Consider the following 16,170-nt stretch of genomic DNA (forward strand, 5'->3'; position numbering starts at 1 on the left):
TTGGTTTATAGCCATAGGGTTGTTGATGCCACCATCAATGAATCTAATGGGTATAGCATATATCATTGCAAACGACAGGAATGCGCTATGGGAAAAGATCAAGACCTCGACAGAAAAGTGTACGTGCTTGACACCAACGTACTACTCCATGAACCCCTCGCTTATCTTTCCTTTCAAGAACATGACGTGGTAATTCCCATGACAGTGCTTGAAGAGCTAGATCATATTAAAGATAGAAAGAGCGATGTAAGTCGTGATGCCCGAGTGGCAATTCGCAGCCTAGATGGCGTATTGAAAGATGCAACCCCGGAACAAATGTTAGAAGGGGTACTTTTACCAAGTATTCAATCCAGTAAAGAGGTAGATACGCTTGCCCGCGGCAAGTTGGTTATTGTGAACGATCACTTGTTTCCCGATAGCATTTCGGGCTTACCGGGTAATGAGAACGATCATCGGATTATTAACTGCGCAGTACAATTGCAAAAGCAGTACAGTGACAAAAAGGTGGTACTGGTTACTAAAGATATAAACATGCGCCTGAAAGCGAAAGGGGCAGGATTAAAGTTTGTTGAAGATTACCGTACCGATCAGCTTATTGATGATATTCAATTGCTTAGCACAGGCTTTAAAAAGATAGAAGGAGATTTTTGGCAAAACGTGGGGGACTGCACTTCGGAGCAACAAGGTCGATATACGGTACATCATGTGCCAACTTCGTTAATGCCGGATGTGTTTTGTAATGAATATTTGATAGACGATGGTGAGCACTTCGCAGCTCGCGTGTCCGCTTATGATGAGCATCTGATCACACTCAAAGATTTAAGCCGAGAGCGATTGATGCATCAAATGGCATGGGGCGTTAAACCGAAGAATATTTATCAAGGAATGGCACTGGACGCATTACTTGATCCAGACATTGAACTGGTTATTTTAACGGGTCCAGCTGGGTGTGGTAAAACGCTGTTAGCGTTGGCCAGTGCGCTGGAAATGATCATTGAAAAAGGCGTGTATGACAAAGTCATCGTGACGCGAAATACGCCAGAAATAGCAGAAAGTATTGGCTTTTTGCCTGGCACAGAAGAAGAGAAAATGGCGCCTTGGCTGGCGGCAATTACCGATACATTAGAAGTGCTTCATAAGAATGATGAAAGCCCAATTTCTAGTCGCAATTACATTATGGAAAAGGCGAATATTCAATTTAAGTCGGTTAACTTCATGCGTGGACGCAGTATCCAAAATGCAGTGGTGATTTTGGATGAAAGTCAAAACCTAACGGCATCACAGCTAAAAACAATCATTACGCGTTGTGGGGAAGGGACTAAGTTAATTTGTACTGGTAACTTAGCGCAAATTGATAGCAACTATCTAACCCCTGTTACTTCAGGCTTAACCTATTTAGTTGAACGTTTTAAACACTTTGAAGGCAGTGCAACCATCAATCTTAACGGCGTGGTGCGCAGTCGCTTAGCCTCTTTTGCAGAAGAAAATCTATAGTAATCAATCAGGCCACTAAGGTGGCCTGCTCTCTCATTTTGATAGACATAAGCCAGATTGCTGGTAATGTTTGCGTTATAACATAATAACTATGCCATCTTAATGGACACGACTCTCGACTTCATACCGCTTAAAAAATATCGCAGAGCAGCCGTGATTGGGTTGTGTATTTCGATATTGGTCGCGGCTTTTCTGTGTTTGCATTTTTATCACCTCAAGCTCACTCGAGCATATGAGGAACGCGTAGCGCATTTCCAAGCTTTGGATGCGCAACTTGATCAAAGAATGGCGCAAGCAAGCAGTGTGATAGATGGTATTTTTCTCAGCCTAGAGCAAGCGCCGGTTGATGATGTTTTTGAGTCAATTGACCCAAAAAAAAATGCGGATGCGGATTATGTTTACCACAAACTGCCCCATTCTGGTGCCGAATTTGTGGGGTTTAAACATTTTAGCAATGTGGCAACGAAGCAATCTCAATGGCGTCAACTTTCCTCGTTAGCACCGGCATTTAACACCGTATTGTCTTTAATGTCGTCTGTTGAGGCGATTGCTTATGTAAAAGAGGGACATTATGCATTTGTAAAGAGAAGGGCAAGTGATACTAGCCATATGCTAAGTGCACTGTTAGAGGGGGCCCTAGAGCCCGACTTTAGCATGACGAATTTTAGCAGTAGTCGTACGGCTATGATTAATGGCGAGCGATTTTTTAGTATCGCTAAACAGCGTGGTAGTGCGCACAATGAATATGTCATTCTGGTTTATAGTGTTGAGCGCGTAGCCGACTGGCTTGATAGCGTATCGTTACCACAAAGCCAAGTGCTGTTAATCAATAAAGATAAACGAAACATACTCGATGCACAGAGATTTGAGTTTAAATCACCCATACAACAACAAGAGGCCGCTCCATGGTCTGAGCGCATTGAACTGTATGAGCTTAAATCTCAGCGCCCGTTAGACTTGGTGTATGTGCAGCAAGAATTTCAGTTTCGTAAACCCATTGTGTATGAACTAATTCTAGAATTTGCTTTTATTTTACTGTTTGTGTTAGCGACCTACATGATGCTCAGTTGGTTGTGTCATCGTATTTTCATTCAACCAGTGAGTTATTTTGTCCGTTATTTGACGCACCAAGAACAGTCGCCGCAAAGTACCTTTGATTATGTGATCCCCATTGATTGGCAACCGTGGTTTGCACAGGTAAAGCAAGTGGTCATGCAAAAGGAGTCGCTGCTTTCACGCTTACAATCACATAACGAAGAACTGGATGAGGAAGTACAAAAGCAACGTCGTGCTTTATCTCGTTCTCTCGATGCCAAAGAACGACAAGCTGCGCTGCTCGATAAAGTACTCGATACGGTGCCAGATCTGATTTATTTCAAAAATATCGATGGCTCTTTTATTGGTTGTAACCGTGCTTTTGAACAATTTTTGGGTGTTGAAAAAGCTCAATTAGTTGGACGCGAACATCAAGAGGTTACCGATCTCTATCCTGAGCTACTTGAGCTGGAACAAAAAATGCGTGATCAACAGTATGCATTTACCACGACATTACAGCTCGATGAGAAAAGCTACATGCTGACGCTAGCCCCATTCCTTGATGGACAAAAGGGGTTGTTGGGGACTTTGGGAGTTGCCCGGGATGTTACGGAGCAACAACGAGCCATGCGTGCGTTGCAAACTTCTGAAGAAAACTTCAAAGCGGCCATGGAATATGCGCCAAATGGGGTTATTTTAGTCTCGCTCAAGCAAACCGTGTTGGTAATGAACAAAGCGGCTAAGCGTTACTTAGGGAAGCAACATAATGAATCCCATGTACATTTGTCGTCGATGTTTAATTCAGACAGTTATCTAGCAATATCTCATCTGCTCAACATGCTGTTGAAAGACTCAAAAAAAGTACTCGAGCTTAGTTTATCGCAGCCCGAGCCGTTTAAGTGGCTGCACTTAAGTGCGTCACTCGTCTGGGATAAAAACAAAACGCCTAAGTACTACGTATTGCACCTTCAAGATATAACCAGCCTCACACAAACTAAGCTGGATGCAGAACGTGCGACGCTGGCGAAAAGCCGCTTTATTGCCAATATTAGCCACGAGATACGCACACCATTAAATGTCATTCAAGGGCTGGTGGATATCGTTAAAAAACAGGGCGTGACGGAACAACAGCAAGTGCACCTTGGTCAGGTTGAGCATGCGTCGGATCAGCTACTCAGTATGCTTGATAGTATTTTGTCGTATGCCAAAGTTGAGGGGCGGGTGTCGGTGCCGTGTGTGGCTGAATTCTGTGTTGCGACACTTGTAAAAGACTGCTTAGAGCTCATCACGCCATTGAGCGAGAAAAAACAGTTGCAGCTCACTACTCAAATTGATGAACGCGTTTGGCCTACCTTAAACAGCGATGAAAATAGAATTAAACAAGTTTTGATTAATTTATTGAATAACGCGGTTAAGTATACCGAACATGGGCAGATCACTTTGAGTATGAAAGTACTCAATGAAAGTGATGAAAAGCAGGACATTTGCTTCTGCGTTAGCGACACAGGTGTGGGGATAAAAGCGCAGGATCAAAATCGTTTATTTGATGCGTTTACGCAAGGTGATGAGTCCTTCTCTCGTTATCATGAAGGCATCGGGCTTGGGCTGGCTATTGTGAAACATGAAGTGGCATTGCTCGGCAGCCAAATTGAGCTGAAAAGTGAATTTGGACAAGGGAGCCAGTTTTTCTTCACGCTGTCGTTAGATAAAGTGCCAACGCATATTTTTGACGACAATGCTCCGATACTTTGCTTGTGCGCAAAAGAGCATGTGATGCCTTTTCTTTCACATCCACAAATTCAGGTCGTTTGCAGTGCAAATCAAGCATTGCAAGCGCTTAAACACGGGGCTTACAAATCTCTCGTACTGACAGATATGCCCGATGCTGCTGTGTTGTTAAATGAACATGATGCTACTTTGCATACTTTGGAGCAAATCATCGCCCCAGATTCACTTGCTCATTTCACCCATTCGCGACTTACTTTTATCAATGCAGATGTATTTATGCAAGGCGCGGTATGCCTTTTAGGTAGTAAGTTTGAAGTTAAGGCATTTCAGACCTTGGATCATAAGATCGCAGGGAAATTATGTTTAGTGGTAGATGATAATAATTTAAACTTGGATATTGCAGCCAATATGTTGCAGGTGTTGCACGTCAATGTCGTTGTGCAGCAGTCAGCGCAAACGCTCACCGAGCTGGTTGCCACTTTGCAGCCCGATATTGTACTGATGGACATTCATATGCCTGGCGTTGATGGTTATCAGGCAACCAGTGACATTAGAGATGTATTGCGAGAGTTTGAAAGTCCTATTATTGCGCTCACCGCAAATTCACAGCTGAGTGAAAAAGAGCGCGCACTTGAAGTGGGCATGAATGACTACTTGACAAAGCCTATTTCGCAAACACAACTGCATACGGCATTGCAAACCTACATTCATTCCGAGGATGTCTTTTTTGACAGTGAATTAGCTTTGCAGCAAATGATGGGTAATGATAAATTTCTTGATAGCATGCTAGATAAATTTGCGCTAATGTGTTCTGAGTATTTATCCAAACTCGAGCGAGACTGTGATGACAAGCAACTTGAAACTATTGCGCACAGTGTAAAAGGAGCGGCTGGAGGAATTGGTTTTATTGCACTATCAGAAGCGGCGAAAGCGCTCGAGTGGCATTTGAAAGAATTTGGCTCCTTACAACAGCCAGCTTTGAAAGAAGTATTAGCTAAACGATTAAATCAGGTAAAACAGTTTATACCTATGAGATATCGAGGAGCATAGATGCAAGACAAAGGACGAGTATTAGTCGTTGATAGTGATCCCTTGAACCGAGTCGTGCTAGAAAACACTTTGTCCGATGAGTGTGACCTAACTTTGCTCGAGTCGAGTGAAGAAGCGATGAGCTTTCTTGCTACGCATCATGTTGACTTGATCATTACAGATATCAAACAAACCGACCAACAAGGCACGGTCTTGTTGCAAAAACTCAAAGATGCGCCTTCGACGTATATGATCCCCGTGATCATCATCTCAGCCAGCAATAGCTACAGTGATGAAGCGCAAGGGTTACAGATGGGGGCGGTTGACTACATTACAAAACCCTTTAGTCCTTTGATTGTCAGAGCAAGAGTGAAAATCCATTTGTCACTGAAGAAAAAAAGAGACTTGCTCGAGAAATTAGCCTCTATTGATGGCTTAACTGAATTACCTAATCGGCGCTTGTTCGATGAGCGCTTAGCCAAAAGTTGTCGCACCTGTCACGCATCAGGGCAAAGCCTAACTTTAATGCTGATTGATATCGATTTTTTTAAAAATTACAACGACGCCTATGGTTATGCTTTGGGTGACGAGTGCTTAATTAAGGTTGCCCACGCACTCGCTCGAGTCGTGAATGAATATAATGGCTTTTTAGCGCGCTTTGATGGTGTTCGGTTTGCCGTGCTGGCTATTGGTAGTAGTCATGAGGTGGTCTCGGAACTTGCCAATGCTTTGCATGATGCAGTTGATCAATTGTTATTGCCTCACCAACGTTCGCCCATTTGCGCGCATGTGAGTATTAGTATTGGCGTCGCTTTCATCGCGAGCCAAGCTGGGACGGATGTGAATGCTTGCTTGCAGTATGTCAATGATGCTTTGTCTGAAGCACAAACAAATCAACAAAGGCTGGTATTAAAAAGCCGCTAACCGAGCAGTCAGCGGCGTATTCTGTCGGTTTATAAAATATTTGTCATTGCGGTGTCGCCAAAACCAACGAGTAGATTATTTTTGAATACTAAAGGCGTGCACTCATCTTTGGTTACTTTACCATCTGAGTGTTTGCTGTTGGTTGCAAAAAATAGTACCTGATAAACATCGTCACCTTTTTTGACCAACTCAGTAAAATCAGGGGTATTAAATCGATTTAAAACGTCTTGATAACTGGTTCCCATGCTTAGCTGAGAAATTTTTTGACGATTGTCTCTTTGCGTTTTTTGCCAGTTGTTGTGGTCGTTTGCCCAACCACTTTCTACTTCGCCATCAGAGATAGCAACAACACAACCAGATAACATAGGCACAGCGAGCGCAGCAACAATAAGTAATTTTTTCATTATAATAACTTCCTTCGTAAATATAGTTGTTACTAAGCAAATACATTGCCAATTATTGAAATCATTTAAATATCAATAGCTTGATTGTTTTTGACAGTGTTCTTAAATTTAAAATTTCGCTTAAAATACCAATTTTTAGTAAATTACACCACTCTGTTGGTCTGTTTTTTATTGCAAAAATCAGTGATGTTTTGAGCAATGCCCGTTACTAGTCGAGTAATAGACTCTTTACTGGCCCACGCCACATGCGGTGTGATCAACAAGTTGTCACCTTGATATTGAATGAGCGGGTTATCAGCGCTTGCTGGCTCTTGGCTCAGTACATCGGTGGCGGCCCCAGCAATCATGTTTTTGCTTAGTGCTTCTGCGAGGGCTTGCTCGTTCACAATACCACCTCGAGCGGTATTAATTAAAATAGCCGATGGTTTCATCAGTGCGAACGTATCAAGATCAAATAAATTCTCGGTATCACTGGTGAGTGGACAATGAATAGAGACTATGTCGGCTTGTTTTACTGCTTCAACAAATGGCAGTCTGCCAGCGCGGGTATTGAGGCGTTGACGCTGTTCAGCTATCAGCACCTGTACGCCGTAAGCTTCGGCGACATGAGCGACCGCTTGACCGAGTGTGCCAAAGCCAATAATTGCCATTTTTTTGCCATAAATTTCAGTGATCGCATGATCGAGGCGACAAAACATCGTGCTTTTTTGCCATTCGCCCATTTGGCAATCATGTGTGTAGCGATGTACGTTACCGAGTAAGTTGCTAATCAGTGCAAAAGTATGCTGTACCACTGAAGGAGTAGAGTAGCCCGCAACGTTCGTTACTGCGATGGCGAGTGAGCTGGCCGCGTTTAAATCAATATTGTTAGTGCCCGTGGCCGCAACGCAAATGAGTTTTAGATTGTGTAACTGTCGCATGACTTGTGCACTGATCACCACTTTATTGGTAATGATGACATGTGCATTCTGACAGCGCTCAACCACTTCCTCACTTTGTGTGTGTGCGTATATTGTGAGTTGTCCTAGCTGTTGAAGTGGCTCCAAAGAGACTCCGCCGAGGGTTTGTGCATCTAATAATACAATATTCATATTTTTCTCTAAAAAGCTTGACCTTGGTGTTTACTCTAAGGTTTATACTTTACCATGAACTTAGGAGAGAATGATGAAAATCGGCGTGTTAGCAAAGCAATTAGGTGTATCAACAGATACGCTTCGTTATTATGAACAACATCAATTACTCACGCCCTCAGGGCGCAGTGATGCTGGCTACCGTGTATACGATGAAGCGCAGTTCAAGCAGATGCAATTTATTTTACGGGCCAAAGAGGTCGGTTTTAGTCTCAAGGAAATTCAAGAACTGTTAGAAATAAAAATTGATAAGCACCAGCATAGTTGTGAGGAGGTCAAAGCGATCACCTTACAAAAATTAGCGCTGGTACGAGAGCGCATCGCGGAGCTACAACGTTTTGAACAATCGCTTGCTAAATTAGCAAAGCGTTGTTGCGGCGGCCCTGAAAGCGCTGATTTTTGCTCAATATTGACGGCATTGGAGGATATCGATGGAACTACTCAATAACTTTTGGCAGCTATTTTTGCTGTCGGCACCGTGGCTCATGCTAGGGCTACTTTTAGCCGGTTTAATCAATGTATTCATACCCAAAGATTTTCTACAAAAGCACCTTGGCAAAGAAGGATTTTGGACAACGGTCAAAGCTGCATTGATTGGTGCGCCCATGCCTCTGTGCTCTTGTGGGGTGATCCCCGCAGCCGTTGGTTTACGTCGGGCCGGAAGCTCAAAAAGCGCGACAACGGCATTCTTAGTCTCTACGCCAGAGACGGGAGTCGATTCTATTTCTGTATCTTATGTATTACTTGGACCATTTATGGCCGTGATCAGGCCCATCGCAGCGGTCTGCAGTGCGATTGTGGCTGGCGTATTGGTTGGCCGAGAAGATAAACACGAGCATGTCAGGGCTTCTGAAGCAAAGAGCGATAGCACCAGCAGTTGCTGTTCTGCGGCTGCTCCCGTTGCCGAGAGCCAATCCAAAGCTAGCTGTTGTGCAAGTAAAGAGGAAGTGGCACAGCAAACCACCTCAAGTTGTTGTGCGCCAGATTCAATGAACGAGCAATCGATAGCCTCCGATAACTGTTGTGAGCGTGAAACAACTTCAAGTGCGTGTTGCGATAGTGATAGCCCGTCAGAGCAAGTGTCTTTAGCCAGCAAGCTATGGCAAGCCACGAAATACAGTTCAAATAAATTGCTCTCTGATACTATGACTTGGTTAATGATAGGGCTGTTTTTCGCAGCGTTGGTGCAAACTTATGTGCCTGAATCGTTTCTAAGTCAATGGGGCAGTGGTGTGCTGGCCATGCTGGTGGTGATCCTAGTGAGTATTCCGATGTACATTTGTGCCACAGCCTCCACGCCTATTGCAGCTGGTTTGTTGATGGCCGGCGTATCACCCGGGGCGGTTTTGGTGTTCATGCTTGCAGGTCCAGCAACCAACATTGCCACTTTAGGGGTAGTTGCGAAAGAGTTGGGGCGACGTGCCGTGATAGCCTATTTATCAGGGGTGATTGGGGTTGCTATCGTGTTTGGCTTTTTAACTGACTTTTTGGTCTCTAAATTTGATTTCGCCGTAGAGCCGATGACACAAATGCATCATGAAGTACTACCAACTTGGTTAAGCATGGGAGCGGGCTTATTGCTACTTGCCTTGATGGCTCGATTAGTGATTATTTCCATATTGGGAAAAATAAATTCAAATAAGGTACTGTCTAGTTGCAAAGGTGGTCAGACTTGATAATCTTGGCGTAAACAAGATAAGCGCGATAAAATACCGCGCTTTGTAATTTAATCCTTTTAAAAATGAGTTGTTTAGTGGATAAGTACGCACAAATAAGACCTTACAATGATGATGAAGTACCCGCCGCACTAAAGCGTTTATTGGATGATGACAGCTTTATTGATGTTATTGCCAAATATAACTTACCAAAGTGGCTAAGTCGTTGGTCTACAGTTGCTCGTCCATTAGTACGTGCTCGTTTAAAGGTGAAATGGGGCAAGTTTTCTACGGTCGAGCAGGTTCAGCACGAGGTCGCTTATTATCTTGAAATGCTGATTAATAATACGACGAGCAACGTGACCTACTCAGGGTTAGAAAGACTCGACAACGATGCAGCCTATTTGTTTATTTCTAACCACCGCGATATCGTACTTGATCCAGCATTAATGAACTGGGGCCTGCATAAGCATAATATGAATACGGTGCGTATCGCCATTGGCGACAACCTGTTGCAAGTTCCCTATATCACTGAGCTTATGAGACTTAATAAGAGCTTTATCGTGAATCGCTCAGCAAAAGCACCTAAAGAAATGCTCAAAGCATTGAGTGAACTGTCAAGTTACATTTATGACTCATTAGATACAGGGCACTCGATTTGGATTGCGCAAAAAGAAGGGCGTGCAAAGGATGGCGTGGATAAAACCGATCCGGCACTGTTAAAAATGCTGCAATTACATGGGCGTAAGCTAAAAATGCCGTTTGACGACTATGTGCGTAAATTGAAGATAGTGCCTGTTTCGATTTCATATCAGTTTGAGCCATGTGCCGTTGCTAAAGCGAAGGAACTTGTTCATAAGCGCGAGTTTGGCCAGTATGTAAAAGCGCAAGGCGAAGATATTGAGAGCATTTTGGAAGGTATTCGCACAGATAAAGGACATGTTCATGTTGCTTTTGGTGAGCCAATCGAGGCTGGTTGTGAAACCCCCGATGAGCTTGCTGTGAGTATTGATAAGCAGATAGTTGGACAATACTACCTTCACCCAACAAACTATATTGCGGCGGGTGAGGTCGCCAAAGCCTCGGACACGGAGCAACAAGATTTTATAAAACGCTTAGAGCAAGTGCCAGAAGAACTTAAAGAGCAAGTACTGGCTATGTACGCCGAACCATTTAAGCGCAAAGCGTCCCATTTGTAGTGGTAAAAATAGTAACGAACAAAAGCACGTTTATGGAACGTGCTTTTTTGTTTGTTATTTGTCCATATATTCGCGTTATACTCACTGAAGCTAAGTCGTGTGAATGTTATGGAACAAATAGAAATTTTTGAGATCCCCAGTCCATGTAAGGGGATCTGCCAAGTAAATGATCGTGGTTATTGTAAAGGGTGCTATCGCAGCCGAGAGGAACGTTTTGCTTGGAATACGCTCAGTAATGCGCAAAAGCGTAAAGTGATTGCTTTGTGCCAGCAGCGCTACAAACGTTATCTGGCGAAGAAAAAGCAACAAGAAAGTGAAAACAATACGCCAACGGATCAACAATCACTCGATTTTTAGTTTGTCTCATGTTCCGCGCTCGTCAATGAGTTATGATACAATTTCGCTTTCCCATGTGATTTGAATGTGACAGTTATGAGCTACAACCTGTGTAAATTGCCAAGACAAGAAAAATACCAAATTCAACTTGATTATGAGTCGTCGTTTTGGGCGTATCAAATCAAGCGAGGTAAAAACACGCGAGAAGCGGTTTATGAAGCGATTAATAATCGTCCCATGTCAGAGCAAGCGACCCTCAAACAACGCTTTGAATATTACTTAAGTATCATGCTCGCGGGCTAGGGTGTTAGTTACTCAAGTTCCCGCTGTTGCCACGCCATTAGTGAATAAATTTTATCAGCAGTACCGAGGGCGGGGTAGAACGACCAAGCAAGATCAAAATTGGGTGGTTAAATTACCGCATATTATTGCGGCATGCCGAGTTCAGCAAAAAGCTGGGGTATTGTTTTTATCTTCAGTGTTAGTGGCCCCACAATATCGTGGTCAAGGTATTGCCAGAGCATTATTAACCAAAGTACTGCTAGAGCAGCAGACGACAGTGTATACATTCGCTTATCGGCATTTATGTCAATTCTATCAGCAATTAGGGTTCCAAGAGTGCGATACTCCGCAAAGCTTAGCGCCCTATTTCAACAGTTATGTTGCGCAAAAACGTGATATTGTGGCAATGTGTCTATTCAAATAATTCATGTTCAGAAGTATGAGTCGCATTATTTACAAGTTTATTGCTTTTTTCCTATCAGTTATCTTGTTGGGCGTTGTGTCTTTAGACAATGCCAATGCAGCTCAGGTTGAGCGCTTATCCCCCGCCGAAGGTCTATCGCAAAGTTATGTCAACACATTGATGTTTGATAAAAATGGCTTCCTTTGGCTATCTACGGAAGGTGGACTGAATCGCTACGATGGTTATCAAGTTATGTCAGTCAAAGGACCCGATGGCATACTGGATGAAGACATTATTGACAGAATTTATCAAGACAGCAAAGGAAGGATTTGGATCGCATCCCGAGCTTTTGGCTTGTTTAGCTACGACCCCGAAAAAGACAAGTTTCGCAAGTACATCAATGCGCCGCGCAATGAACAAGAGTTTATGCGAACAGCGGTCAATCGGATGCTCACGAAAAATGACCGTCAATTATGGCTTGCGCGAGGCGACAATGTCGCCGTATTAGACATTCACAGTGGCAATATTTCCAAAGAGATCCCACTGCCAATCAGTAAAGAAACGGGCGTTGTGAGAGACATTATGAGCTCGGGTGACTACTTGTTCATCGCGACTTCTGAAGGAACGTTTGTTTATCACGATAAAAAACAAAAACTAATAAAAATACAGCATTTAGAAATTGAAGAACATGAGTATCAGGTTCATACCAAGTCATTAGCATTGCTGGATCCGCAAACATTGTTAATAGGTGCAGTGCAAGGCTTGTATCAGGTTGATATTAGTCAATTAGAAGAGCAGTTCGAATATTCAGAAAACCGTTGGCAATTTGAAACACTGATAGATGACTTAAATATCTGGAAAATCGCGATTGAGCGTGAATATCTCATGCTGGGTACCAATAAAGGACTAATGTATTACGATATTGGCACGAAAAAATTGCATCGAGACGAGCGTATTGCCAATAGTACTTACAAGAGCCTCACAGACAGCAGTATTATTGATTTTGTTGAAGACCAACAAGGTTCTTTATGGGTCGCAACAAGAACGGATGGTGCGTTTTATTTACCCAAGATACAGGCTGACTTTACCAATGTAAGTCCGGTAACGGCAAAGGGGGACGGATTTTCTCATAGTAATGTGTGGGATCTACAATATTACAAAGGGGATATTTGGGCGGCGACTCATGATGGATTAACCCGTTACAACCTCAAAACAGGCAAGACCGGCATCTTTCTCAAAGGATATTTGGGGGAAGCCGTGTTACCCGAATTTGCCGTCGCCCAATTGTATTTGTACAAAGATGACTTTTGGCTTATGACAAATCGCGGGTTATTTGTCTTTGATCCACAAACACATGAAATAAGACGGCCCTATGCAAAGACAAAAAGCGACCAAGAAATCGTGCAGGATTTCGTATTTGGAGTCACTTTGTTACCCAATGGTGATCTGTATTTTGTAAGCAGTGATAAGGGCTATTTCCGCTACAATATTGAAAACCAATCATTGCAAAAAATAGAGGGTGATCTGATAGGCGAGGACCCATTTTTGTCGTTTGGATTTCGCACGCCTCTGCCTGATAAACCTGGCCAGCCATTGTTTTTCAGTGGTGGTACTTTGTATCGATTTGTTCCTGAAACTGAAAAGCTTGATAAAATATATGCCGTGCCAAATGCGAATGAGCATTCTCCAGATAACTTATTGTCTTATACCATAGATAAAAATGGCATTTTGTGGCTCGCAATGTCGAATATGGGCTTAGTAGGCCTAGACTCGAAAAGCTATGAAGTATTACATACGATTGACTTAAAGAAGCTTAAGCTTGATACCCCCATGTATGAGATGCACTCTGATGAGAAGGGTATGGTATGGATGTCGTCTCATAAAGGTATTTGGCGCTTAGACCCTGATAATTTGCACATGCAGCAATTTACAACTGAAGATGGCTTATACGCGAATGAGTTTAATTGGGGGGCGTCTACCAAGTTGGATGATGGCCGCTTGGCGTACGGTTCTTTAAAGGGCTTCACCATTTTTGACCCCTCGGTCAATCGGCCAACTAAACCTTTGCTGTCTCAGGTGAATATTACCTCTGTTGAGCTAATGTCGAGAAAGCTTGAGCATCATGGCCTAAAGGCTATAGAAGAAATTGAATTAAATCATGATGATCTTGGACTAGAAGTGTCATTTTCGGCCATGATCTTCAACCACCGAGACCGCGTTGTATTTGAATATCAAATATCGGGTGGGCAAAAAACCTTGACCCGCAATAATAATCGCGTGGTATTTCCTAAGCTCAATCCTGGTCATTACCAGCTAAAAGTGTGGGCAAAGGACCCGTTGACAGGTGACTACACAGAGCCAGCTAAGCTCAATATTAACGTTAAGTACCCCATCTGGCGCTCACCTATGGCATTGGCTGCTTACGTTCTTTTTATCCTGTTCTCGCTGAGTCTTTGGATGTATAGGAAGAACAAAGTAGAGCAGATGATCATTGCCGCGCACAAAGAAACACAGAACAGTGAAGCACGACTTAAGCTCGCGCTTGAAAGTAGCGGTTCAGGGGTGTGGGATTGGAAGCTAGACAATCACTTGATTTATCAGCCGCGCTTGACCACTGAATTGGGCTATCCCCATGATAATGTGACATTAGATGAGTACCTCCATATTGTTCACCCCAATGATCGGGCCTTATTTCGCATTGAATGGCTCGAGTTTGTGTCGACCAATAAAGGGGTGTTTAACTGCACCTATCGATTACAACATCATAAAGGCCACTGGCGTTGGTATAAGGACTATGGGAAAGTCATGGCGTGGCGAGATACAATACCTGAACGTGTGACAGGGACATATACCAATCTAACCCGAGAACGTATTTTTGAAGAGCGTGCACGCTTATTTGGTGCTGCTTTCGAGCAAACTCGAGACTGGGTATTTATATTAGATAAAAACCTGAGAATCCAAGCGTGTAACACCGCACTGCAGCAAGCATTTGGCATTGAAGCTGAACCTGTATCGAGCACCAAACTGAGTCTCGGTTTGAGTCGTCACGTACGCATGCGTTACTTACGTGCGATGACCGAACTTAAACCAGGCGAGCACTACAGCTCAGAAGAGCAGCTAACACAGCCTAGCGGAGAAGTGTGTTACGTGCTTATTAAGGTGAGTGCAGTGGCTGACGCGAATGGTGAATTAGAGAACTATGTTGTCGTACTGACAGATATCTCCTCTCAAAAGAGGACGGAAAAAGAACTGTACCAATTGGCGAACTACGATTTACTCACACAGCTGCCGAATAAAGTTTTGTTTATCGATAGAGTTCAACATGCCTTGTCACAGCGTACACAGAATGCACCTGTGGTTATTGTTTCGGTACGCTTTGGCGCACTATCTCGTTATCAAGAAAGTCTATCGCCGGAATTATATGCGCTTGTGGTTAGACATTTAGTGGGAGTGATTCGTCAATGTTTTCGTGCGCAAGACAGTATTGGTGTGGAAGGTGGACAAGAGTTTTATATTTTACTTGAGCAACTTAAAGATTTAACAGACCCAACACGATGTATTCGTAATTTACTGCAACAGTTTGAACAACCCATCAAAATTGTAAATCAATCGCTGACATTACAGTCCTTTGTGGGGGTCGCGTATGCGCCTGAGGATGGTGTAGAAGCATTTGCGTTGTGCCAAAATGCGAAGGTGGCGCTTAATCATGCGATGCAGCAGTCTTGCGCAGGCGTGCATTTTTTCAGACAAGAAATGAATCAGCAGGTTCAAAAAACTTTTGTATTAGAAAAAGACTTGCGTCAAGCCTTATATGAAGGCGAGTTTTCGAACTTGTACCAGCCTATCATTAATGGTACGAGCAAGACGGTTGATGGCTTTGAAGTGTCAATTAAGTGGCCTGAAATTGCGCGCTTCAATAGCCAAGATGCGATGTTATGTGCTGCACAAACTGGTCTTTGCAAAGATATTTTTTTATACACGCTTGAAAGAGCGCTCATTGAACTCAAACAGTGGCATTGTACTCACCCAGAGTTGTACATATCGCTTAATCTGTCTAGTTTGGATCTTTTTGAAGCCGACTTAGTAGAGAAAGTTGGCTTATTATTCAGTCGCTTAGATATGCAGGGGAAATACGTCGCTTTTGAAGTATCAGAGTCGTTGATGATGGGGGATACCGCGCATGTTATTGAAGCAATGTATCAGTTAAAAGTACTCGGTTGTCGTTTGTTTATGGATGACTTTGGGACTGGCTATGCCTCATTGACGCAACTTAAGCGATTCCCCATTGACGTACTTAAAGTGGCTCATAACTTTGTGGTTGATATTGGCGTAGATAAAGAGCATGAAGTCATTATTCACTCGAGTTTGTCACTCGCTCATAGTTTAGGCATGCAGTGTGTGGCACAAGGCGTTTCCACAAAAGCGCAGCTACGCTTTTTACGTATGCATGATTGCGATTATTTTCAAGGGCCATTGTTTGGCGAGGCCCTAGGTGGAGAGCTCGTGGCCACCATGTTGGAAAATACTTGGCAGCCTATATTTAGTTAATAC

General features: G+C 43.3%; 12 protein-coding genes. 10 read left to right on the forward strand and 2 right to left on the reverse strand.

Features of this window, described 5'->3' with window-relative positions; translation table 11 throughout:
• The first annotated feature begins 87 nt into the window (after window positions 1-87).
• From AC5FX4_RS06545 to AC5FX4_RS06555, 3 genes are all read left to right on the forward strand, one after another.
• Window positions 88-1,494, forward strand: a complete 1,407-nt coding sequence (locus tag AC5FX4_RS06545; protein WP_493605659.1) for a PhoH family protein — start codon at window positions 88-90, stop codon at window positions 1,492-1,494.
• A gap of 102 nt (window positions 1,495-1,596) precedes the next feature.
• Window positions 1,597-5,307: a response regulator gene (locus AC5FX4_RS06550; protein WP_493605660.1), complete on the forward strand. Its 3,711-nt coding sequence runs from the start codon at window positions 1,597-1,599 to the stop codon at window positions 5,305-5,307.
• On the forward strand, window positions 5,308-6,210 hold the full coding sequence (locus tag AC5FX4_RS06555) for a GGDEF domain-containing response regulator (RefSeq protein WP_493605661.1): 903 nt from the start codon (window positions 5,308-5,310) through the stop codon (window positions 6,208-6,210). It abuts the gene before it with no gap.
• A 29-nt stretch (window positions 6,211-6,239) separates the two neighbouring features.
• On the opposite strand, the gene AC5FX4_RS06560 is transcribed toward AC5FX4_RS06555, so the two are convergent.
• Both AC5FX4_RS06560 and AC5FX4_RS06565 read right to left on the reverse strand, forming a co-directional pair.
• Window positions 6,240-6,614, reverse strand: a complete 375-nt coding sequence (locus AC5FX4_RS06560; protein ID WP_493605662.1) for a DUF3192 domain-containing protein — start codon at window positions 6,612-6,614, stop codon at window positions 6,240-6,242.
• 143 nt (window positions 6,615-6,757) lie between these two features.
• On the reverse strand, window positions 6,758-7,705 hold the full coding sequence (locus tag AC5FX4_RS06565) for a D-2-hydroxyacid dehydrogenase (protein ID WP_493605663.1): 948 nt from the start codon (window positions 7,703-7,705) through the stop codon (window positions 6,758-6,760).
• Window positions 7,706-7,775: 70 nt separating this feature from the next.
• On the opposite strand from AC5FX4_RS06565, the gene zntR reads away from it, so the two are divergent.
• From zntR to AC5FX4_RS06600, 7 genes are all read left to right on the forward strand, one after another.
• The gene (gene zntR / locus AC5FX4_RS06570) at window positions 7,776-8,192 is read left to right on the forward strand and encodes a Zn(2+)-responsive transcriptional regulator (RefSeq protein WP_493605664.1); all 417 of its coding nucleotides are present in this window, start codon (window positions 7,776-7,778) and stop codon (window positions 8,190-8,192) included.
• Window positions 8,176-9,420 (forward strand): SO_0444 family Cu/Zn efflux transporter, encoded by a 1,245-nt coding sequence (locus tag AC5FX4_RS06575; protein WP_493605665.1) that lies wholly within the window; start codon window positions 8,176-8,178, stop codon window positions 9,418-9,420. Before zntR ends, AC5FX4_RS06575 begins: the two co-directional genes overlap by 17 nt.
• Window positions 9,421-9,485: 65 nt before the next feature.
• Entirely contained in the window at window positions 9,486-10,598 is a 1,113-nt protein-coding gene (locus tag AC5FX4_RS06580) for a lysophospholipid acyltransferase family protein (protein ID WP_493605666.1), read from the forward strand.
• Window positions 10,599-10,706: 108 nt separating this feature from the next.
• A complete protein-coding gene (locus AC5FX4_RS06585) occupies window positions 10,707-10,955 on the forward strand; it encodes a DUF1289 domain-containing protein (RefSeq protein ID WP_493605667.1) in 249 nt (82 codons plus the stop codon).
• Between the two features lie 75 nt (window positions 10,956-11,030).
• On the forward strand, window positions 11,031-11,237 hold the full coding sequence (locus AC5FX4_RS06590) for a DUF3283 family protein (protein ID WP_493605668.1): 207 nt from the start codon (window positions 11,031-11,033) through the stop codon (window positions 11,235-11,237).
• Window position 11,238: 1 nt separating this feature from the next.
• Complete coding sequence (locus tag AC5FX4_RS06595) at window positions 11,239-11,640, forward strand: GNAT family N-acetyltransferase (RefSeq protein WP_493605669.1); 402 nt, start codon at window positions 11,239-11,241, stop codon at window positions 11,638-11,640.
• A 15-nt stretch (window positions 11,641-11,655) separates the two neighbouring features.
• Window positions 11,656-16,167 carry an EAL domain-containing protein gene (locus tag AC5FX4_RS06600; protein ID WP_493605670.1) on the forward strand — a complete coding sequence of 1,504 codons (4,512 nt, stop codon included), beginning with the start codon at window positions 11,656-11,658 and terminating at the stop codon, window positions 16,165-16,167.
• The last annotated feature ends 3 nt before the right edge of the window (window positions 16,168-16,170 follow it).

Source organism: Pseudoalteromonas sp. ATL1 (assembly GCF_058933015.1).

What these genes read in the sequence shown, in the direction of transcription:
- zntR (WP_493605664.1), top strand. Translation starts at nt 7,776, where the DNA reads ATGATGAAAATCGGCGTGTTAGCAAAGCAATTAGGTGTATCAACAGAT.
- AC5FX4_RS06590 (WP_493605668.1), top strand. Translation starts at nt 11,031, where the DNA reads ATGAGCTACAACCTGTGTAAATTGCCAAGACAAGAAAAATACCAAATT.
- AC5FX4_RS06565 (WP_493605663.1), bottom strand. Translation starts at nt 7,705, where the DNA reads ATGAATATTGTATTATTAGATGCACAAACCCTCGGCGGAGTCTCTTTG.
- AC5FX4_RS06545 (WP_493605659.1), top strand. Translation starts at nt 88, where the DNA reads ATGGGAAAAGATCAAGACCTCGACAGAAAAGTGTACGTGCTTGACACC.
- AC5FX4_RS06550 (WP_493605660.1), top strand. Translation starts at nt 1,597, where the DNA reads ATGGACACGACTCTCGACTTCATACCGCTTAAAAAATATCGCAGAGCA.
- AC5FX4_RS06560 (WP_493605662.1), bottom strand. Translation starts at nt 6,614, where the DNA reads ATGAAAAAATTACTTATTGTTGCTGCGCTCGCTGTGCCTATGTTATCT.
- AC5FX4_RS06600 (WP_493605670.1), top strand. Translation starts at nt 11,656, where the DNA reads ATGAGTCGCATTATTTACAAGTTTATTGCTTTTTTCCTATCAGTTATC.
- AC5FX4_RS06585 (WP_493605667.1), top strand. Translation starts at nt 10,707, where the DNA reads ATGGAACAAATAGAAATTTTTGAGATCCCCAGTCCATGTAAGGGGATC.
- AC5FX4_RS06555 (WP_493605661.1), top strand. Translation starts at nt 5,308, where the DNA reads ATGCAAGACAAAGGACGAGTATTAGTCGTTGATAGTGATCCCTTGAAC.
- AC5FX4_RS06575 (WP_493605665.1), top strand. Translation starts at nt 8,176, where the DNA reads ATGGAACTACTCAATAACTTTTGGCAGCTATTTTTGCTGTCGGCACCG.
- AC5FX4_RS06580 (WP_493605666.1), top strand. Translation starts at nt 9,486, where the DNA reads ATGAGTTGTTTAGTGGATAAGTACGCACAAATAAGACCTTACAATGAT.